The 19,236-nt window shown below is 68.0% G+C and carries 17 protein-coding genes; 8 read left to right on the top strand and 9 right to left on the bottom strand.

The genetic code is table 11. The features are described 5' to 3' along the window. Nucleotides 1-38 precede the first annotated feature (38 nt). Complete coding sequence (locus tag V3B48_RS12795; protein ID WP_049399132.1) at nucleotides 39-362, bottom strand: hypothetical protein; 324 nt, start codon at nucleotides 360-362, stop codon at nucleotides 39-41. A 69-nt stretch (nucleotides 363-431) separates the two neighbouring features. After that, entirely contained in the window at nucleotides 432-848 is a 417-nt protein-coding gene (locus tag V3B48_RS12790) for a hypothetical protein (protein WP_164079999.1), read from the bottom strand. 90 nt (nucleotides 849-938) lie between these two features. Between V3B48_RS12790 and V3B48_RS12785 the strand changes: the two genes are divergently transcribed. Continuing rightward, nucleotides 939-1,223, top strand: coding sequence for a hypothetical protein (locus V3B48_RS12785; RefSeq protein ID WP_132809020.1), 285 nt, complete (start codon nucleotides 939-941; stop codon nucleotides 1,221-1,223). A 119-nt stretch (nucleotides 1,224-1,342) separates the two neighbouring features. On the opposite strand, the gene dmeF is transcribed toward V3B48_RS12785, so the two are convergent. Next, on the bottom strand, nucleotides 1,343-2,320 hold the full coding sequence (gene dmeF, locus V3B48_RS12780; protein WP_329893817.1) for a CDF family Co(II)/Ni(II) efflux transporter DmeF: 978 nt from the start codon (nucleotides 2,318-2,320) through the stop codon (nucleotides 1,343-1,345). Nucleotides 2,321-2,368: 48 nt separating this feature from the next. Between dmeF and V3B48_RS12775 the strand changes: the two genes are divergently transcribed. Continuing rightward, nucleotides 2,369-2,653, top strand: coding sequence for a metal-sensing transcriptional repressor (locus tag V3B48_RS12775; protein ID WP_032130410.1), 285 nt, complete (start codon nucleotides 2,369-2,371; stop codon nucleotides 2,651-2,653). 269 nt (nucleotides 2,654-2,922) lie between these two features. On the opposite strand, the gene V3B48_RS12770 is transcribed toward V3B48_RS12775, so the two are convergent. Continuing rightward, complete coding sequence (locus V3B48_RS12770; protein ID WP_107431316.1) at nucleotides 2,923-3,297, bottom strand: MerC domain-containing protein; 375 nt, start codon at nucleotides 3,295-3,297, stop codon at nucleotides 2,923-2,925. 69 nt (nucleotides 3,298-3,366) lie between these two features. Between V3B48_RS12770 and V3B48_RS12765 the strand changes: the two genes are divergently transcribed. After that, nucleotides 3,367-4,692: a GTP-binding protein gene (locus V3B48_RS12765; protein ID WP_032130408.1), complete on the top strand. Its 1,326-nt coding sequence runs from the start codon at nucleotides 3,367-3,369 to the stop codon at nucleotides 4,690-4,692. A gap of 72 nt (nucleotides 4,693-4,764) precedes the next feature. Here the strand turns inward: V3B48_RS12765 and V3B48_RS12760 are convergent, their stop codons facing one another. Both V3B48_RS12760 and V3B48_RS12755 read right to left on the bottom strand, forming a co-directional pair. Continuing rightward, entirely contained in the window at nucleotides 4,765-6,372 is a 1,608-nt protein-coding gene (locus V3B48_RS12760; RefSeq protein WP_329893816.1) for an ATP-binding cassette domain-containing protein, read from the bottom strand. A 306-nt stretch (nucleotides 6,373-6,678) separates the two neighbouring features. Next, nucleotides 6,679-7,578: a LysR family transcriptional regulator gene (locus V3B48_RS12755; protein ID WP_285302111.1), complete on the bottom strand. Its 900-nt coding sequence runs from the start codon at nucleotides 7,576-7,578 to the stop codon at nucleotides 6,679-6,681. 228 nt (nucleotides 7,579-7,806) lie between these two features. On the opposite strand from V3B48_RS12755, the gene V3B48_RS12750 reads away from it, so the two are divergent. Together V3B48_RS12750 and V3B48_RS12745 are read left to right on the top strand one after the other, a co-directional pair. Next, on the top strand, nucleotides 7,807-8,985 hold the full coding sequence (locus tag V3B48_RS12750; RefSeq protein WP_329893813.1) for a serine hydrolase domain-containing protein: 1,179 nt from the start codon (nucleotides 7,807-7,809) through the stop codon (nucleotides 8,983-8,985). Then, entirely contained in the window at nucleotides 8,982-10,166 is a 1,185-nt protein-coding gene (locus tag V3B48_RS12745) for an MFS transporter (protein WP_329893812.1), read from the top strand. Before V3B48_RS12750 ends, V3B48_RS12745 begins: the two co-directional genes overlap by 4 nt. Before the next feature lie 317 nt (nucleotides 10,167-10,483). On the opposite strand, the gene V3B48_RS12740 is transcribed toward V3B48_RS12745, so the two are convergent. Beyond that, nucleotides 10,484-12,100 (bottom strand): EAL domain-containing protein, encoded by a 1,617-nt coding sequence (locus V3B48_RS12740; protein ID WP_032130444.1) that lies wholly within the window; start codon nucleotides 12,098-12,100, stop codon nucleotides 10,484-10,486. A gap of 228 nt (nucleotides 12,101-12,328) precedes the next feature. On the opposite strand from V3B48_RS12740, the gene cycA reads away from it, so the two are divergent. Both cycA and V3B48_RS12730 read left to right on the top strand, forming a co-directional pair. Continuing rightward, entirely contained in the window at nucleotides 12,329-13,702 is a 1,374-nt protein-coding gene (gene cycA / locus V3B48_RS12735) for a D-serine/D-alanine/glycine transporter (protein ID WP_049399140.1), read from the top strand. Between the two features lie 218 nt (nucleotides 13,703-13,920). Beyond that, nucleotides 13,921-14,697: a lytic transglycosylase domain-containing protein gene (locus V3B48_RS12730; RefSeq protein WP_125892404.1), complete on the top strand. Its 777-nt coding sequence runs from the start codon at nucleotides 13,921-13,923 to the stop codon at nucleotides 14,695-14,697. Between the two features lie 42 nt (nucleotides 14,698-14,739). Here the strand turns inward: V3B48_RS12730 and V3B48_RS12725 are convergent, their stop codons facing one another. Next, complete coding sequence (locus tag V3B48_RS12725) at nucleotides 14,740-16,260, bottom strand: hypothetical protein (protein WP_329893811.1); 1,521 nt, start codon at nucleotides 16,258-16,260, stop codon at nucleotides 14,740-14,742. A 165-nt stretch (nucleotides 16,261-16,425) separates the two neighbouring features. On the opposite strand from V3B48_RS12725, the gene V3B48_RS12720 reads away from it, so the two are divergent. Beyond that, the gene (locus V3B48_RS12720; protein ID WP_329893810.1) at nucleotides 16,426-18,507 is read left to right on the top strand and encodes a gluconolaconase; all 2,082 of its coding nucleotides are present in this window, start codon (nucleotides 16,426-16,428) and stop codon (nucleotides 18,505-18,507) included. On the opposite strand, the gene V3B48_RS12715 is transcribed toward V3B48_RS12720, so the two are convergent. Beyond that, nucleotides 18,485-18,892, bottom strand: a complete 408-nt coding sequence (locus V3B48_RS12715) for a YciI family protein (RefSeq protein ID WP_100437764.1) — start codon at nucleotides 18,890-18,892, stop codon at nucleotides 18,485-18,487. The two genes, V3B48_RS12720 and V3B48_RS12715, sit on opposite strands and share 23 nt — an antisense overlap. Between the last annotated feature and the right edge of the window lie 344 nt (nucleotides 18,893-19,236).

Here is a 19,236-nt window from a genome sequence, read left to right as displayed (position 1 = left end):
GTGGATGTAGACGGGAGGAGCCGAGCGTGGGCTCGGCGCTACCGCTGGCTGGTGCAGCTGTAGCCGTGTGTGGTTCCTTCCCCTGAAATCACGCCGACGCCACGCGACGGCTGCATGCCTACTCGCGCGCACGACCGACGATGGACCTCCTGGGTTTCCGGTGGCTGCCGATCAAAGTCGTAGCGCAGGCTGCCGTCTTCCTGCATCAGCCAATGCACGGTAACGCGCTCATGGCGACCATCACCGAGATCCCAGTCCAGGGTGCGCATGATCAGGGTCTGGCCATCGGGCAGCTGCCGGACTTCGTCATAGGCACCCTGGGTCTTCGGCGCGCTTACCGCAAGCAGCAGAAACAGCAGCATTGGCATCGCTCCTCAAAGAAGACAGGATGTGCCCATATTGCCCTGAGCCGCCATCAGAATCATTGCGTCTTACGGGCACTTGACCGCATACACCGGCCCAGCCCCGATCAGCATCAGCGCCATGTAGTCACTATCACTGGCCTTGCCCTTCAGCGTCGCGCCCTTGTTGAAGTGGAAGATGCCGAAGCCACCGGCCATGCGGATCAACGCGCTGTCGATCTGCTCGGCGTCGTCGCGGAAGTAGCGGCTGATTTCGCTGCGGGAGGCTTTGTGCAGGGCGTTGGGTTCGCGCTGCCACTGCTCGCCACGGCTGAAGGAGACGAAGTACTGGCCGCCTTCCTTGTCGATGCGGAAGTCAGCCGGTTTGCGCGCGCCGGTGGCGAAGCAGCCCTGCAACGGGTCGGCGCTGAAAGGAAGCCCGGCATCACCACTGCAGGCGGTGAGCAGCAGGAGGGCACCGGGCAGCAGCAGGCGGAGCGTGCGCATGGGATGTCCCGACGGGGCAGGTGCGGCTAGTGTAGGCAGCACACGGGCGTGGTCCGTACAGAAATTCGGCAAGGACACAGGGGTTTTCGGATGGCGAAGGGCAAGGCACCGTGGTGCGGCGTGGCCAGTTGGCTGGGGATCGCTGTGGGTTGGGGCGCGGGCACGTTGGCTGCGCAGGCGGCGGTGGCCGCAGGCGGCAATGGCATGGCTGCGGGATTGGGCGTGGGGGTGCTGGGCGCGGCGCTGGTGGGCTGCGGTCTGGCGGTGGCTTCGCGCGTGCGCGGCGAGCGCTGGCCGTGGATCGGCATCGGTGGTGCGGTGCTGAGTGCGCTGCCGCTGCTGATGTACCTGCTGCGGATGATGTTGAAGCTGTAGTTGTAGAGTCGAGCCATGCTCGACTTGTGGGCAACGCAGCCAGGCATGGCCTGGCTCTACTGGTCAGCGGCGGCCGGAGCATGCCATGCCGGCCAGCGGCCGGCACTACCCGGCGTGGATCATGCGCTGCGGTGAATCTCCACCGTCACGTGCACCAGTTCCTCATGAATCGCCAGCGCGTTGCGCACGGTATCGGCATCCAGACTGACGTCGCTGGTGACCACGCTGGCGCTGACCGCGTACTTGCCGCGACCCACCTGCCAGACGTGCAGGTCGGCCAGGCGTGCCGGCCACGGGCCCTGTTCGATTACCTCGCGCACTTCGGCCACCACCGGCGCATCCATCTGCGCGTCGAGCAGGATGCGGCCACTGTCGCGCAGCAGGCCGATCGCCCAGACCGTCACCAGCACGGCGCCGACCAGGCCCATCACCGGGTCCAGCCAGGTCAGGCCCAGCAGCTTGCCGCCAAGCAGGGCGACGATGGCCAGCACCGAGGTGGCGGCGTCGGCCAGCACGTGCACGTAGGCCGAGCGCAGGTTGAGGTCGTGACCGTGCGCATGGCCGTGATCGTGGTCGTGCCCGTGATGATGGTCATGCCCATGCCCATGCCCATGCCCATGATGGTGATGCGCGTGGCCCGGGCTGTCGTGCAGCCACCAGGCGCAGAGCAGATTCACGCCCAGGCCCACCGCTGCAATGGCGATGGCTTCGTCGTAATGGATCGGTGCCGGCACCCACAGCCGTTCCAGCGATTGCACGGCCATCAGCGCGGCGACGCCGAGCAGGGCGATGGCGCTGGTATAGCCGGCCAGGATCTCGATCTTCCAGGTGCCGAAGGCGAAGCGCGGATCGTGCGCGTAGCGCCGCGCGCAGCGGTAGGCGAACACCGAGAGGCCCAGCGCCAGCGCGTGCGAACTCATGTGCCAGCCGTCGGCGAGCACGGCCATGGAGTTGAACCACCAGCCGCCGACGATCTCCACCAGCATCATGGCGACGGTGAGCCACAGGGCGCGGCGGGTATTGCGTTCGGCCAGCGGGTTGCCGTCGTCGAAGCGGTGTTCGTGGCGACGGGCGGCGGCGAGGGCGTCCAAGTGCATGGCGGCGGGAGCTGGAGTTGATACCCCCATAGGGTATATGATCCCGCCATGGCCCATGTACACAAGAATCGAAAGCAGCTGCTGACCCGGGTGCGCCGCATCGCGGGTCAGGTGGCGGCGTTGGAGCAGGCGCTGGACAAGCCCGAGGGGGAAGCGGGGGACTGCGCGGGCGTGCTGGTGCAGGTCGCCGCGGTGCGCGGTGCCGCCCACAGCCTGCTGATGGAGCTGCTGCACGAGCACCTGCAGGAACATGTGGTGGGTGCCGATGACCCGCAGCAGCGGGCGGACGAGGCTGCGGTGCTGGTGGAGCTTCTTCGCCGCTACGGCAAATAGCAGGGGTAGTGCCGGCCGTTGGCCGGCAACTGCAGGTTGCGTCCGAAGCTCATGCGGTTGCCGGCCGGCGGCCGGCACTACCCGTGGCGTCCGAAGCTCATGCGGTTGCCGGCCAGCGGCCGGCACTACCCGTGGCGTCCGAAGCTCATGCGGTTGCCGGCCAGCGGCCGGCACTACCCGTGGCGTCCGAAGCTCATGCGGTTGCCGGCCAGCGGCCGGCACTACCCGCGGCGTCCGAAGCTCATGCGGTTGCCGGCCAGCGGCCGGCACTACCCCGCGTGCCGGTGCCGCGCGTTCCAGATATGCGTGGCGGCCAGCAGCAGGCTGCCGGTGACCGTCATCGGCGTTTCCCAGTCATGTGAGGGCAAGGCCAGCGCTCCGGCCAGCAGCAGGCCGAGCCCGGCGCCGGCGGTGGCCCAGGCCAGCACGGGCAGTGGGTGACGGCGCTCGGCCCGCCACAGCGCGTAGCCGGTCAGTGGCAGGGCAATGGCCACGAACAGCAGATGCACCCATTCCGCTTCGGCCCACGCGCCGAACAGGGGCAGTGCGGCGGCCAGCAGAGGCAGCGCCAGGCAGTGCAGCAGGCACAGGCTGGACAGGGCGACCGCGCCGGCATCGAGCAGGGCGGCAGAAGGCGACTTCATCGGGGGAGGTTCCTTGCACGGCAATTGTTATACAGTAACATTTCCGTTCCGCAGCCAACCCGCTCCGACATGAACACTGTTTCCCGCGCCGACCGTCGCCTTCCGGTCACCGTGCTGTCCGGCTTCCTTGGGGCCGGCAAGACCACCCTGCTCAACCAGATCCTGCGCAACCGCGAGGGCCTGCGCGTGGCGGTCATCGTCAACGACATGAGTGAGGTCAACATCGATGCGCAGCTGGTGCGCGAAGGTGGTGCCGAGCTGCGCCGCACCGAAGAGACGCTGGTGGAGTTCAGCAACGGCTGCATCTGCTGCACGCTGCGCGATGACCTGCTGCAGGAAGTGCGGCGCCTGGCTGATGCGGGTCGCTACGACTACCTGCTGATCGAATCGACGGGCATCGGTGAACCGATGCCGGTGGCGGCCACGTTCGCGGTGCGCGACGAGCACGGCTTCAGCCTGAGTGATATCGCGCGGCTGGACACGATGGTGACGGTGGTCGACGGCAGCGCGTTCCTTGCCGACTTCGGCTCGACCCTGCGCCTGGCTGAACGCGGCCAGCAGGCCGGGCCGGAGGACGATCGCGGTGTGGTCGATCTGCTGTGCGAGCAGGTGGAGTTCGCCGACGTGATCGTGGTCAGCAAGGTCGACCAGGTGGACGACGAGGTGCTGCAGGACACGCTGGCGGTACTGCGTGGCTTGAACCGGGATGCGAAGCTGCTGCTGTCCAGCTTCGGTGATGTGCCGTTGGCCGAGCTGCTGGATACCGGCCGCTTCGACATGGAGCGTGCGCAACGTGCGCCGGGCTGGGTGAAGGAACTGCGGGGCGAGCACACACCGGAAACCGAAGAGTACGGCATCGGCAGCTTCGTCTACCGTTCGCGGCGTCCGTTCCACCCCGCGCGATTCGCCCGCGCGCTGCAGTCCGGCATGCCCGGCGTGATCCGCAGCAAGGGCTGGTTCTGGCTGGCCAACCGCATGGATTGGGTAGGCGAGTTGAACACCGTGGGCGCGGCGACGCGGACGCAGGCGGCGGGCTTCTGGTATGCCGCGCGCGATCGCGTGCGTGCCGGTCTGGAAGACACTGCGCCGTTGTTGCCGCCGACACCGCTGCCTTACAGCGACCTCGGCTGGGCGCGGCAGCAGGCCGATTGCTGGAGCGCACCGTTGCCGGGGCTGGAAGAGTTTCCGGATGCAGCCGCGCACACGGCGATGCAGCGGCTGTGGCACCCGTTGTGGGGTGATCGCCGCCAGGAGCTGGTGGTGATTGGTGTGCACATGGATGAGCGTGCGGTGCGCGCGGAGCTGGATGCGTGCCTGCTCAATGACCAGGAGCTGCGGGCGGGGCCGCTGCTGTGGCAGCAGATGCCACAGGCGTTCCCGGTGTGGAAGCGCTGATGGTGCATTGAGGTTTCCTGGGCTGCCGGCCAGCGGCCGGCACTACCCCGGGTCGATACGCCATGCGTGGATCTACAAGGCGTCACGCCACTGCCAGCCCTCGGTGCTCACCTGCAGCACCTGGGTCGGCCGCAACGCCTGCAGCAGGTGCCGGTCGTGGCTGACCATCACCGGTGCGCCCGGCCATGCCGCAAGCAGTTCTTCCAGCGCCTGTAATGCACTGAGGTCCAGTGCATTGCCGGGCTCGTCCAGCAGCAACAGTTGGGGCGCGGGATCGGCATACAGCACGCTGGCCAGCGCACCCTTCACCCGCTCGCCATCGCTGAGGCTGCTGGCGGCGCGCTGGATGCGCTGTGCGTCCAGACCCAACAGGGCCAGGCGCGTGCGCAGCTCCCCGGGGTCGGCACTCGGGTTGGCGGCCTGCACGCTGTCGAGGATGCTGCATTCGCCGGACGGCCCCAGCAGCTGCTGATCGAGCAGCGCCAGCGGTGTGTGACGTTGCACGGTCCCATCGCGCGCGGGCAGCTGACCCGCCAGCACCCGCAGCAGTGTCGACTTGCCGCTGCCGTTGTCACCGACCACGGCAATGCGCTGGCCGCGGCGGATCTCCAGCTGCAACGGGGCGCTGCAACCATGTGGGAGGACCAGATCCTGCGCCTGCAGCAGGCGCGTGCTGCCACGTTCCCCCGCACCGGCAAACAGCGCCAGTTCCGGCGCGGTGTGAACCGCCGAGGCCGCTGCGCGCAGTTGCTCTGCGCTGGCCTGCAGGCGTTCGGACTGCACCTGCTGCGCGCGCCCATGACTGGCTTCGGCGCGCTGCTTCTGCCGGCCAAGCAGGATCGGTGCCTGGTTGGCCTGCTTCGCATCGCGATTGCCGCGTGCCTGGCGTTGCTGCTGACGTTCGTGTTGTTCGCGAGCGCTGCGTTGCTGTTGCCGATGCTGCGCACGTGCATGGTCAAGCTGGGCGGTGGCGGCTTCACGTTCGGCGGCGCGTGTGTCGGCGTAGTGCTGCCATGCGCCGCCATAGCGATGCAGGCCACGCCCATCGAGTTCGACAATCTGCTGCATTCGGCCCAGCAACTCGCGATCATGACTGATCACCAGCAGGCCACCGCGCCACTGCTGCAACTGTTCGTACAGCTGTTGGCGATGGCGTGCGTCGAGGTGGTTACTGGGTTCGTCCAGGATCAGCCAGCCGGCACTGCTGGCCCAGGCGCCGGACAGCGCCACCTGCATGGCCTGGCCGCCACTGAGGCGCGCAGCAGGCTGGGCGTGATCGAGATCATCGGGCAAGCCCAGCGCCTGCCACTGCTGCTGCAGGCGTTCACGCAGATCCCAGCGGTCGCCTATGCAGGTGAAGTCGGCCTCATCGACGCTGCCGGCTTCGATGCGTGCGAGCGCGGACAGGGCTTCACCCACACCGGCCAACTCACCGACGGTACCGGTAGGTGGATAGCCCGGTGTGGGCAACAGGAACACGCGGCCACTGCCACGCACCTGGCCACTGTCGGGCGACAGCCGCCCGGCCAGCAGGCGTGCGAGCACGCTTTTGCCGGTGCCATTGGCACCGACAAGGCCGGTGGCGACCGGTTCGAAGGAAAACGACAGATCGGAAAACAGCACACGGCCGTCGGCCAATCGATACGAAACGCGATCGAGCGTGAGGGGATACGGGGTCATGCGACCTCCATGGATGCCGGGTTCTCCCCTGCGCGCAGGGGCGGGAAGAGTCAGGCCGTCTAGTGGAAAGACGGCGGCATCAATGGCGCATTGGTCGCGAGCCTCTGGGAGGAATGAGCGGCCAGTATAGCGGGGTTGGCTGAATGGTCGGGTGCGGCGGCCGCTGGCATGGCCCGGCGCTACCAGTGTTCGAGTGGTTCCGTTGTAGAGCCGAGCCCATGCTCGGCTGCGCTTCGCCTGGCAGACGCTGAGTCGAGCATGGCTCGACTCTACAAGGGCATCCACGCATGGCGCGGATCTACCGGCCTACGGCACGGTTTCCAGGCGCGCGCTGACGAAGTCGATGAATACCCGCAGCTTCGGAAGCACGTGGCGGCCCGACGGCCACAGCAGGTGGAAAATGCCGCAGGAGTGCACATGCTCGTCGAGCACGGTCAGCAGGCGTCCATCGGCCAGTGCATCGCGCACCGAGTGCACCGGCACGAAGGCCAGTCCGATATCGCGCAGTGCCAGCGCCACGCGCGCTTCGATGGTGTTGGCCACCATGTGCACGGGTAGTTCCTGCGGTGCTTCCTTGCCGGGCCACTGGATCGGCCACAGCTCCAGCTTGCCGGTGCTGGGGAAGCGGTAGTGCAGCAGGGTGTGTTGGAGCAGGTCGGCCGGCGCACGCGGAACGCCGCGGCGCTGCAGGTACGCCGGCGAGGCAACGATGCGGCGCGGGAACACGCCCAGGCGTCGGGCGTTCATGCGTGAGTCGCTGGGTTCGCCGACGCGTAGCACAGCGTCGAAGCCTTCCTCGATGACATCGACCAGCCGGTCGCTGAAATCCAGGTCCAGACGGATGTCCGGATACGCGGCCATGAACTCGGCCATCAGCGGCAGGGTCAGGTCACCCACCAGCGGCAGGCCGATGCGCAGTGTGCCGCGTGGCGTGGCGTGTGGTTGTGCCAGCTCGGTGCGCGCGGCATCGCGCTCGTCGAGGATGCGCCGGCAGCGTGCCAGGAACAGCTGACCCTCGGCGGTGAGGGTGATGCTGCGCGTGCTGCGGTGGAACAGGCGCACGCCCAGTGCCTGTTCCAGCCGGGCAACGCATTTGCCGGCGGCCGAGGCCGAGATGCCCTGCAGGCGCCCGGTCTCGACGAAGCTGCGGGTGTCGGCCGCGTGCACGAAGGTCTGCAGGTTGGCGAGGTTGTCCAGGACTGACATGGGCGTGCGGGCAATGAAAGCGGCAGGGTAGGTCGGCGCGGCTGTAGCGGACGGCTCCGCCATCGCAACACTGTGGTGCGAAGTGGTGTGGAGCCCGTTGCGGCCTTGCAGTTCCGGCCATCATGCCGATTGCGGACTGCACGGTCCATGATGCCCGGAGCGGCAACCGGCTTTTTGCACGAGGGCGTGGTGCCTAACGTGGCGGGCCTCTCCCCACGGATCACCGCGATGAACGCTGTTCCTTCCCTTGCACCTGCGCCGACGCTGCCGTCGGTGCAGCGGCTGCTGCAGCAGGTCCACCCACAGCGCCTGGTCGGTACGGTGGTGCTGGTGCGCGAGCACGGTGTGCTGCGCCACGCCGGCGCGACCGGGCTGGCCGATCGCGAGTCGGCCACGCCGATGCAGCGCGATCAGTTGTTCCGGCTGGCATCGGTCAGCAAGCCGCTGTTGACCACGGTGATCCTGCGCCTGGTAGCCGAAGGCGTGCTGGACCTGGATGCGCCGGTACAGCGCTGGCTGCCGGACTTCCGCCCGGCGCTGGCCGATGGCAGCACGCCGCCGATCAGCCTGCGCCAACTGCTCAGCCATAGCAGCGGGCTGGGTTACCGCTTCCTCGAAGCCAATGCGGATGGCCCGTACGCACAGGCCGGCGTCAGCGATGGCATGGATGCGAATCCGCTGACGCTGACCGACAACGTGCATCGCATCGCGCAGGCGCCGCTGTTGTTCGCGCCGGGCAGCCAATGGTTGTACTCGTTGGGCGTGGACGTCGCGGGCGCCGTGGCTGAAGCCGCGACCGGTGAAACGCTGCAGGCACTGTTCGAGCACTTGTTGGCCGCGCCACTGGGGCTGGCCGACACCGCATTCGCGACCACCGATGCCGCACGGCTGGCCACGCCGTATGTGAGTGACACGCCGCAGCCGCATCGCCTGCAGGAAGGCGAAGTGGTCGCACCGTTCGAGGGTACGGTCGGCATCGAGTACAGCCTCGCCCGTGCTACCGATGCCAGCCGTTTCCCTTCGGCCGGTGCTGGACTGATTGGCAGCGCCGACGAGGTGATGGCGGTGTTGGAGGCCTTGCGCGATGTGCAAGCTTCGAATCTGTTGCCGCCCGCGCTGGTGGCGGAGATGGCCAGCCCGCAGGTGGGCGAGCAGGGGCCGCCGGAACCGGCCGGCTGGGGCTTCGGGTTGGGCTTTGCGGTGCTGCGCGATGCCGCCGCCAGTGGCACACCGCAGAGCGAAGGCACCTGGCGCTGGGGCGGTGCCTACGGCCATAGCTGGTTTGTCGATCCTGCGCGTGGGCTGAGCGTGGTGGCGCTGACCAACACCCTGTACGAAGGCATGGACGGTGCCTTCGTTGATGAGCTGCGTGACGCGGTCTATGCCGATCTGGAGGCTGCACGATGAGCGGCCATGCTATTGATGCGGCGAGTCCTGCCGGCGAAGCTACACGCCTGCCGTGGGCCGGCCTGCTGGCGCTTGCAGGTGGCGGCTTCATCACCCTGCTGACCGAAACCCTGCCGGCCGGTGTACTGCGGCCGATGGGCGAGAGCCTGGGCGTGAGTGATGCGGCGGTGGGCCAGCTGGTCAGCGTGTACGCGCTGGGATCGGTGATGGCCGCACTGCCGATGACCGCGTTGACCCAGCGCCTGCCGCGACGCCCCTTGTTGCTGGCCGCCATTGCCGGCTTCGTGGTGGTCAACACGCTGACCGCCGTGAGCAGCAGCTATCCGCTGATCCTTGCCGCGCGTTTCCTGGCCGGTGTGAGTGGTGGCCTGCTGTGGTCGCTGGTGGCCGGCTACGCGGCGCGCATGGTGGTGCCGTCGCTGCAGGGCCGGGCAATCGCGGTGGCGATGGTTGGATCGCCGTTGGCGCTGTCGCTGGGCGTACCGGCGGGCACGTTGCTGGGCCAGCAGATCGGCTGGCGCTGGGCGTTCGCGTTGATGAGCGTGCTGGGGGTCGGCCTGCTGGCGTACGCGCGCTGGGCACTGCCGGCGCTACCGGCGGTCGCGGCCGGTCAGCGCATGTCGTTGGGTACGGTGTGGCGCATGCCCGGCGTGCGCAGCGCGCTGGCGGTGATGGTGCTGTACGTGCTGGCGCACAACGTGCTGTACACCTACATCGAACCGCTGGCGGTGGAGGCAGGCGCCGGCCGGTGGCTGGACCGTCTGCTGCTGGCCTTCGGCGTGGCTGCCATCGTTGGTATCGGCATTGCCGGTTGGGGCGTGGACCGTCATCTGCGCACGCTGGTGTGGGCGGCCGTGATCGGTTTCATTCTTCCGGTGTTGGCCCTGCTGTTGTGGCCAGGACAGGCCACACCGCTGCTGCTGGCAACGATCCTGTGGGGCGTGGCGTTCGGGTCGGTTGCGACCCTGTTCCAGACCGCGCTCGCACGCCGTGCTGGTGCTGCCGCCGACCTGGCGCAGTCGATGCTGGTGACCGGTTGGAACCTGGCGATTGCCGCCGGTGGCGTAGCAGGCGGTGTGCTGCTGCAGGTCAGCGGCCCGAGCCAGCTGGGCTGGTTGCCGTTGCTGTTGCTGGCGGTGAGCGCGGCGTGGCTGCTGGCACGGCCGAAGGCCTGGGCGTAGGCGCAGACCAGACGTTACCGAGGTGCCGGCCAGCGGCCGGCACTACCGTGGTCCACGCCATCCACGCATGGCGTGGATCCACCGAGCGCAGCGACCCGCGTTTGCTTTTGATTTTCCTGTTGATTCCGTGGTGGGACGCCGCCGCAATGTGTCCGTGGCCGGGTGGGTGGGTTGCGCAGGGGCGTGAGCCGCATGGATGCGGCGACCGAGCTTACATGGACGTACTTGCAGCGCCCCCTGCGCGACCCATCCACCCGGCCCCAACTGATGGATCCACTGTACGCGACCCACCACGAGGGGCTCTGCCGTTGGCCGTCCTACTCGATCCCCTCACGCTCGATCGGCACGCTGCGCGGATTCTGCATGTGCTCCCGCGCCGCGCCATAGCGCTGCTGCCGCTTGTGATGGAACACCACGAACTCATCCCGCGGCAGCGGCCGCGAGAACAGCCAACCCTGCGCGAACTCGACCTTCCGGGTATGCAGATACGCCAGCTGTGCCTCGGTCTCCACGCCCTCGGCCACCACCCACAGGCCCAGCTCCTTGGCCATGTCGATGATGTGCGGGGTTACCGGGCTGGTGGCGCTCTCGGTGTCGATCGCATCGATGAATGATTTGTCGATCTTCAACGCGTCCAGCGGCAGCTGTTCCAGGTACTGCAGGCTGGAGAAGCCGACGCCGAAATCGTCAATGGCCACGCTGTGCCCGGCCCGACGCGCCTGCGCCAGCATCGTGCGGGCGCGGTCCAGATCCAGGAAGCCGCGCTCGGTGGCCTCCATCCAGATCTGCTGCGGCAGGATGCCGCTGCCGGCCATGTGCTTGGAGATCATCTTCAGCGCACGGCCGCTGCTGATATCTTCGGCGGCCAGGTTGATCGCGATGTGCGCGCTGCGGTCGGCCACCAGCAGTTCACGCATGTCGCGCACCACGTTCTCGATCACCAGATCGGTGACCGCGCCGATCATGCCGGCCTCTTCGGCCAGCGGAATGAACAGGTCCGGCCGCACCTGGGTGCCATCCGGGCGCTGCCAGCGCACCAGCGCTTCGGCGCCGACGCAGATGCCGGTATCCAGCTCGATGATCGGCTGGTAGTGCAGGTACAGCTCGCGGCGGCGGATCGCTGTGGCCAGCTCGCCGCGCAGGGACAGGCGGCGGCGCGACAGCCAGATCACCAGGCCGGCACCGGCAGCGGCCAGCAGAACGCCGATCGGCACGAACAGCCACGCCTGCTGGCGGAAGGTCGCGGCAAGCGCGGTACGCGGCATGGTCGCGATCGCCAACCACTCTTCGTTGCGGGCGGTGGCATACAGGGTGTGGTGGTCCAGGCCTTCATCGGGGGCGCGCAGCAGGGTCTCCAGCAATGCCGGATCCATGCCGTCCTGCCTGGCCAGGAGACGCCCATCGGGGCTGGCCAGGGCAAGGCGCACGTTCGGGTCGGCGATGACATCGACGAAGCGGCGCGGATCGACCAGCACGTCGTAGTTGCCGTACAGGATCGACAGGACCTGGCGCCGTCCGCTGGCCTCGGGGCGCACATCCACGGCGATGCCGGCGCCATCACTGGTGACGTGGTCGGCCTTGGGCTGGTTGACGTCGGACAGGAACGGCCCCCACGACGTACAGCGCAGCTTGCCACCCTCGAAGTAGCCCATCTGGTCGACCGACGGCGAGGTCATCACCAGCGTCTGCATGCGCCGGATATGGTCGGGCCCGCAGGCGTCGTGGGCGCCGACCTCGGCCGACTGCAGTGCGGCCAGCGCTTCCTGGTAGGACTGGTCGGCGCGGCGCAGGGCGCGACCGGCGATGTCGCGCAGCCGCTGCTGCTCGACGCTGACTGCACGGTCCCAGGTGGCATAGGCCATCACCGCGATCGGCACGGCCGCGGCCAGCAGCGCCAGCGCGGTGCCACCAATGATCACGCGCAGCCGACTCAAGGCCGGAGCTCCAGCGGGGCGGGCAGGGCAGGGCACATGGTCGGGCCGATCCTTGGGCAGGTGCGGCTATCTGAGCATGACGCCGGGCCGGGCGGAATGGGACGAATCCGGTATTCGGTCACAATGTGATGAAAGCGACCATGATTGACGCAATCGGGCCGTCCAGCGCTGGCGCTCCGGGCCGGGGAGGACTAACGTCGAACGCTTCGCCCGCCCCAGTGCACGCCCATGACCGAGCCCGCAACGCCCCCCGAGCACCTGCGCCGCAGCCTGTCCAACCGCCACCTGCAGTTGATCGCCATCGGTGGTGCCATCGGCACCGGCCTGTTCATGGGCTCGGGCAAGACCATCAGCCTGGCCGGCCCGTCCATCGTCTTCGTCTACCTGATCATCGGCGCGATGCTGTTCTTCGTGATGCGCGCGATGGGCGAGCTGCTGCTGTCCAACCTGCAGTACAAATCCTTCATCGATTTCTCCACCGATCTGCTCGGTCCCTGGGCCGGCTTCTTCTGTGGATGGACGTACTGGTTCTGCTGGATCGTCACCGCCATCGCTGACGTGATCGCGATTGCCGCCTACGCGCAGTTCTGGTTCCCTGGGCTGGATGCGTGGATACCGGCACTGGCCTGCGTGCTGCTGTTGCTGGCACTGAACCTGGTGACGGTAAAGCTGTTCGGCGAGATGGAATTCTGGTTCGCGCTGATCAAGATCGTGGCGATCTGTGCGCTGATCATCACCGGCGCCGGGCTGGTGGCGTGGGGCTTCACCTCGCCCAGTGGCCACACCGCGTCGTTGTCGAACCTGTGGAATGACGGCGGCATGTTCCCGATGGGCCTTGTCGGCTTCTTCGCCGGTTTCCAGATCGCGGTGTTCGCTTTCGTCGGCATCGAGCTGGTGGGTACAACTGCCGCTGAAACCGCAGACCCCGAACGCAACCTGCCGAAGGCGATCAACTCGATCCCGGTGCGCATCATCATCTTCTACGTGCTGGCGCTGATCGCGATCATGGCGGTCACCCCGTGGCGCCAGGTGGTGCCGGACAAGAGCCCGTTCGTGCAGCTGTTCGTGCTGGCCGGCATTCCCGCCGCGGCAAGCCTGATCAACTTCGTGGTGCTGACCTCGGCCACGTCCTCGGCCAACAGCGGCATCTTCTCTACCAGCCGCATGCTGTACGGTCTGGCCGAAGAGGGCCACGCACCGCGCGGGTTGTCGAAGTTGTCACGCGCCGCAGTGCCCGCCCGTGGCCTGCTGTTCTCGTGCCTGTGCCTGCTGGGCGGCACGCTGCTGATCTACCTGATCCCCAACCTGGTGACCGCCTTCACCCTGGTGACGACGCTGGCCACCGTGCTCTTCATCTTCGTCTGGTCGCTGATCCTGGTGGCCTACATGGCCTACCGCCGCCGCTACCCGGAACGCCACGCCGCCTCGATCTTCAAGATGCCCGGCGGCGTCGCCATGTGCTGGGCCTGCCTGGTGTTCTTCGCCGCCGTGCTGGTGCTGCTGAGCCTGCAGGCCGACACCCGCCAGGCGCTGGTCGCCAGCCCGGTGTGGTTCGTGCTGTTGGGCGTGGGGTATTGGGTGCGGCGGAGGACCGCGAAGTAACCCAGCGTTTGCGTTCCATCGATTGATCCAGAGATCTCTCTGGAGTGGGGTCAGAGACCGTTGCGCAGCAACGGGATCCGACCCCCGCAGGAAATCGGCCGTTGCCGTTGCTGTTGAGGTTGCCGGCCAGCGGCCGGCACTACCACGGGTGCAGGGCGCAGCCCTGCCGACCCCCATTCACCCAGCATTAGCGGGCGCGGCCGGATGATCCGGCCGCCATGTTCCGTCGCCCTCTCCTGCTTGCGCTGTTGCTGCTGCCCAGCCTGTGGCCCGGGCTGGCCGCCGCGCGCACCGTCTACCGCTGCGTGCAGGGCAACACCGTCAGCCTGGCCACCGCGCCGGAACCCGGTTCACGCTGCACCCCGAAGGAAATCGACGACAACGCCATCCAGACCCCGAATCTGTGGGGCAACATGGGCGTGTTCAGTGGCGTGCTGTACGAGCGCGAGCAGGATGGCGCGCTGGTCTACTCCACCCGCAACCTGCCCGGCTCGCGGGTGTTCCTGAAGTTCACCATGGCCACGCCGCCGGGTGAACCTGCCCACGAAGGCCTGGGCAAGGTGGGCAAGCCGCAGCTGGCGCAGCATGCCAAACAGTTCAAGGCCGCCGCCAAGGCCACCGGCGTGGATGACGCGTGGCTGCGCGCGATCGCCCATGCCGAAAGCAACTTCGATGCACTGGCGGTGTCCAGCAAGGGCGCACAGGGCGTGATGCAGTTGATGCCGGACACCGCGCAGGAGTACGGGGTGAATGATCCGTTCTCGCCGCAGCAGTCGATCGATGGCGGCGCCCGCTACATGCGCGCGTTGCTGCGTCGCTACAACGGTGATCGGCCGCTGGCAGCGGCCGCCTACAATGCCGGCATCGGCGCGGTCACCCGCTACAAGGGCGTGCCGCCCTATGCCGAAACCCTGGCCTACGTGGACAAGGTGATGGCCCTGTACGCACGCTACCGCGAGGCGATGGGCATCCGTACCGAGGTGCCGGCGCGCTAGGCGGGTGGTGCTGCACGCACGTGGTTCTACATGGGAGCTTGCTCAGCGCGAGGTGGAGGTGCTGACCAGTTCGTAGCGTTCGATGCGGCCCAGGCGGGCAACCTCGGCCTGCACGTCGGCGCGCTGCTTCAGCGCACGCCAGGCCGCATCGATCTTCACGTCACCGGGCAGCGACGGATAGGTGCGCATGTCCTGCAGGCTGGCCAACGTTTCACCGCGTTCAACGGGTGAGCGCAACTGTTCGATCAGCACGGCAGCTGCGCCGTTGAGATTGCCCTCGTCCAGCAGCATTTCGCGCTGGAACAGGCGCGCGTCATCGCCCTGGGCCAGGATCGCTGCACGCGCGGCCTGTTCGGCCTTGGCATCGCCACGTTCACGGGCGGCAACGAACTGCAGCAGTGCCTGGGCCGCCTTGCCGTAACCGGCCAGGCCCGGCATGTCATTCACTGCCGTGGCGGCATCCTGCATGCGGCCCAGCGAACTGAACACGAAGCCGACGTTGAACTGGTGCTCGGCACCATCGGGGCCCAGTGCACCGATGCGTGCGGCCAGCTTGGCTGCCGCCAGCGCATCCTCGTTGCGACCCAGCCGGCGCAGCGCCGTGAGCCGGCTGTTGAGCAGCCATGCCACCCATTCGGCTTCTGCCGCCGAAGGCGCCTCGCCTTCGGCGGCCGCAGCGGCCATGCCATCGGTCAGCGCCAGCACTTCCTCGTTGCGGTCCAGCATCAGCAGCGTGCTGCTGAACTCGGCCATGCGCGCGTCCAGCGCCCGGTCGAGCAGGCCGGAAACCCGCAGTTCGTCGAGGTGCTTCTGTGCAGCCTGCACGGGATCAAAGCGCGGGTTGGCGCGGTCGACATAGGGATCGAAGCGCTTGTCACTGCGCAGCCGGATGATTTCGGCGGGCGCGGAGATGCGGGCCAGGGTCGCGGGGATGGCCTCGCCACGGCCGTTGTCGGCCTGCAGCGTGGCCAGTGCCAGCCACAGTCCGGTGGGTTCCAGGCCGCCGCTCTTCCAGCCGTTGTCGAACAGTGCCTGCAGCAGTTCCATACGCTGCTGCGGCTGGTCCCGCAGGCGGAACTGCAGGTAGTTGATCGCGTGGTGGTCCACCGGCAACGGCGCGTCGGCATGCTTCAGCGCCTGCACCAGGTGCTTGGTGGCAGGCGCCGGTTGGTTCTCGGACAGTTCCACCGAGACCAGGGTCAGCAGGATCTGCGCATCGTCCGGCAGTGCCTCCTGCGCGCGCTGCAGATAGCGGCGAGCCTGGTCCGGCTTCTTCTGCACCATCGCGGTCCAGCCGGCCACCTGCGCGGCGCGGCCGCGATGTTCAGCATCGAAGTCATCCAGCATCGGATCTTCCATCAGCCGTTCCATCGCGATCAGTGCGCCCAGCGTGTTGCCACTGCGTGACTGCTGGATCGCCTCATCCCATCGCGTGGCATAGGCCTGGTGCATCGCATCGGCGGTGACTGACGGCTTCTGTGGTGCCACCGAGATCGAGGCGGAGGCCGGCGTGCTGGCCAGTGCGGCCACCAGCAGGGCGGCGAGGGGGAAGATGCGGGGCATGGAGGATCTCCATCCGTGGGAAGAGCATTGAACCCGCTGTAGCCAGGGAGAACAAGCGCGACGCATGGAACTCTGGTATCCGGCAGTACGTTTGGCCGTGGCGGATCCTGCGTTCAGCGTCTATTGTCGGTGCCTCTTCAGACAGCAGGCAGGCAGCGCAGCACGATGGCACGGTGGCAATGGATGGCGGCAGGCGTAGCGTTGGCGACCGTAGTGGCACTGGCCGCGACCTGGTGGGAGACGCCGCTGCATACGCCGGCTGAACCGGCAGGTCCGGTTCCAACGCCGCTGGCGTGGACCGCGCAGATCGAGCCGCTGGCCGGCGATGGCCACCCGGGTGACCGCGATGGCGCGTCCGCGCAGGCGCGTTTCGCCGATCCCTATGCGTTGCTGCGCAGTGCCGATGGCAGCATCTACTTCACCGATGCCGGCGACAACAACCGGATCCGGCGCCGCCTTCCCGATGGCCGCGTTGAAACGGTGGCCGGGCAGGGCGAGGGGCGTATCGATGGCCCGGCACTGCGGGCCAGTTTCAATACGCCCTCGGGCATCGCCGCCGACGCGCAGGGCAACCTGTATGTGGCCGACACCGGCAACCACGCGATCCGCCGTATCGGCACCGATGGCCAGGTGACCACGCTGGCCGGTGGCGAACAGGGCTACGCCGATGGCCCTGCCGCGCAGGCGCGCTTCGATGCACCGATGGGCATCGCGGTGGACGCGCAGGGCCAGGTCTATGTGGCCGACACCTTCAACGACCGCATCCGGGTGATCGGTACCGATGGCAACGTGCGTACCCTGGCCGGCGGCGAGCGCCCGGGGCTGGCCGATGGCCTGGCGGGTGATGCACGCTTCGATACACCGGTGGCACTGGCCTTCGATGCGCACGGCGCGCTGCTGGTGGCCGACCTGTTCAACAACGCGGTGCGTCGGGTCGGTGCCGACGGCATGGTCAGCACGCTGCTGGGCGATGGCGGCGTGATCAATGGGCCGCTGTCGCTGGCCACCACGCACGACGGCGTGCTGTACGTGGGTGACCTTGATGGACGCATCGTGCAGGTGACGCCGCAGGGCCACCAGATCGCGCTGGTGGGCAACGGCCGCCTGCCGCGCCTGGCCCGCCCCAGTGGCCTGGCGATGGATGCCGATGGCAGCGTGCTGGTGGCCGATTCTGCCAGCTATCGCCTGCACCGCCTGCGCCCGCTGCCGGTGGGTGACCTGCCGGCACCGGCGCTGGTCGGGCCCGCTGCCGATGCAGCATTGCCGGACACCGGTGGGCGCTGGCCATTGGCACCCCAGGATGGCTGGCATGAAGTGGTCGGCACGCTGGGCGAAGTGCGCGGCAACTTCAAGGGCGAGAGCCGCCACCACCTGCACGGCGGTTTCGATGTGCGCGGCGATGTCGGCCAGACCGTGCTGGCGATCGCCGATGGCAAGATCAGCAGCCCGGTAGCGGCGTGGAGCCTGGGTGGGCAGGCCGAGGGCCTGGCCGTGGACCGCCTCAAGTACATCCACATGCGGGTCGGCCGCACACCGCGCGACCAGCCGTTCGATGCGCGCTGGCAGGCGCTGTACGACGAACAGGGCAAGCTGGAGCGGATGCGCGTGCGTCGCGGCACGCGCATCCACGTCGGCGATCGCCTGGGCAGCATCAACAACCAGGCGCACGTGCACCTGGCGGTGGGCACCGGCGGCTTCGAAACCAACGCCGTGGCGCTGGGCTTCCACAACTACGCCGACCACTTCGCACCGCGCATCACCGATGTGGCGCTGCTGGACGACAACGACCAACCGCTGGCGGCCGGCAGCGACGGCGTGGTGATGCTGGCGCGGCAGGGCCGCGGCGTGCAGATCGTGGTCGAGGCCTGGGACCAGGTCGACAACAACCTGCCGCGGCGCCGGCTGGGCATGTACCAGGTGGGCTACCAGATCCTCGATGCTGCCGGGCAGTCGCTGCAGGGTTATGAGCAGCCGCGCTGGAACATCGTGTTCAACCGCATGCCGCCGCAGACCGAAGCGGTGCGCGTGGCCTACGCACCGGACAGCGGCATCACCGTGCATGGCAGTGCGGTGACCCGCTTCCGCTACCTCGCCACCAACACCGTGCGTGACGGCCTGATGGAAACCGGGCGCTGGCAGCCGGCGGCATTGCCACCGGGCGAGTACACCGTGCGCGCCAGCGTGCGCGACTACAGCGGCAACGAAGGCGTGGGCCCGCGCGAGATCAGGGTACGGTTGCTGCCATAGCCGCAGCCGGGGCGCCGCAGCGTTCGCGCTCGGCGTCCATGTCTTCCAGCGGCCGCACCTCGATGCTGCCGAAGCGTGCCCACGGGAAATCGCGGGCGATGCGCATGGCTTCGTCGCGGTCGCGGGCGACGATCAGGTTGAAGCCGGCCAGCAGTTCGCGGGTTTCCGCGAACGGGCCATCCAGTACGCGGCTGTGGCCATCGCGCACGCGCAGGGTCTGCGCGGTGTCGACCGGCTGCAGCTTCTGCGCGGCCAGCAGCGTGCCTTCCGCCTGCAGTTTGTCGGCGTGGGCGAGGCAGTCGCGCATCAGCGCGTTGAATTCTTCGGTGGGCAGGGCCTGCAGCAGGGCAGGCTCGATGTAGATCAGAAGCAGGTACTGCTGCATGGCACGGTCCTGGCGGGGGCGGGGGCGGGGGCGGGGTGTCCATGATGGCGCAGGTTTGCCTGCCGGCATGCTGCAGCGCGAACGGCCGCCTGCGGCGGGCGATCGGCGAACGGCGGAGCCCCTCCGTGGTGGGGTGGGTTGGTTGCTGAAAGCTCGGGTTCTTGGATTGGGCCGGGTGGGGAGGCAGGGCAGGGGGCGCTGCAAGTACGTCCATGTAAGCTCGGTCGCCGCATCCATGCGGCTCACGCCCCTGCCCTGCCTCCCCACCCGGCCTTGGACAGATCTCTGCGGCTGACCCACCACGGGAGATCAACAACAAGAGCAAAAGCGGGTCGCTCCGCTCG

This window comes from Stenotrophomonas sp. SMYL20, assembly GCF_036320045.1.
Lineage (GTDB): Bacteria > Pseudomonadota > Gammaproteobacteria > Xanthomonadales > Xanthomonadaceae > Stenotrophomonas > Stenotrophomonas maltophilia_A.
The sequence above is the reverse complement of the archived record's forward strand: the minus strand, read 5'-3'. Positions and strand labels throughout refer to the sequence as shown.

Coding starts and splice junctions, on each gene's coding strand:
- V3B48_RS12785 (WP_132809020.1), top strand. CDS start 939: ATGGCGAAGGGCAAGGCACCGTGGTGCGGCGTGGCCAGTTGGCTGGGG.
- V3B48_RS12775 (WP_032130410.1), top strand. CDS start 2,369: ATGGCCCATGTACACAAGAATCGAAAGCAGCTGCTGACCCGGGTGCGC.
- V3B48_RS12750 (WP_329893813.1), top strand. CDS start 7,807: ATGAACGCTGTTCCTTCCCTTGCACCTGCGCCGACGCTGCCGTCGGTG.
- cycA (WP_049399140.1), top strand. CDS start 12,329: ATGACCGAGCCCGCAACGCCCCCCGAGCACCTGCGCCGCAGCCTGTCC.
- V3B48_RS12725 (WP_329893811.1), bottom strand. CDS start 16,260: ATGCCCCGCATCTTCCCCCTCGCCGCCCTGCTGGTGGCCGCACTGGCC.
- V3B48_RS12790 (WP_164079999.1), bottom strand. CDS start 848: ATGCGCACGCTCCGCCTGCTGCTGCCCGGTGCCCTCCTGCTGCTCACC.
- V3B48_RS12765 (WP_032130408.1), top strand. CDS start 3,367: ATGAACACTGTTTCCCGCGCCGACCGTCGCCTTCCGGTCACCGTGCTG.
- V3B48_RS12760 (WP_329893816.1), bottom strand. CDS start 6,372: ATGACCCCGTATCCCCTCACGCTCGATCGCGTTTCGTATCGATTGGCC.
- V3B48_RS12745 (WP_329893812.1), top strand. CDS start 8,982: ATGAGCGGCCATGCTATTGATGCGGCGAGTCCTGCCGGCGAAGCTACA.
- V3B48_RS12770 (WP_107431316.1), bottom strand. CDS start 3,297: ATGAAGTCGCCTTCTGCCGCCCTGCTCGATGCCGGCGCGGTCGCCCTG.
- V3B48_RS12755 (WP_285302111.1), bottom strand. CDS start 7,578: ATGTCAGTCCTGGACAACCTCGCCAACCTGCAGACCTTCGTGCACGCG.
- V3B48_RS12795 (WP_049399132.1), bottom strand. CDS start 362: ATGCTGCTGTTTCTGCTGCTTGCGGTAAGCGCGCCGAAGACCCAGGGT.
- dmeF (WP_329893817.1), bottom strand. CDS start 2,320: ATGCACTTGGACGCCCTCGCCGCCGCCCGTCGCCACGAACACCGCTTC.
- V3B48_RS12715 (WP_100437764.1), bottom strand. CDS start 18,892: ATGCAGCAGTACCTGCTTCTGATCTACATCGAGCCTGCCCTGCTGCAG.
- V3B48_RS12730 (WP_125892404.1), top strand. CDS start 13,921: ATGTTCCGTCGCCCTCTCCTGCTTGCGCTGTTGCTGCTGCCCAGCCTG.
- V3B48_RS12720 (WP_329893810.1), top strand. CDS start 16,426: ATGGCACGGTGGCAATGGATGGCGGCAGGCGTAGCGTTGGCGACCGTA.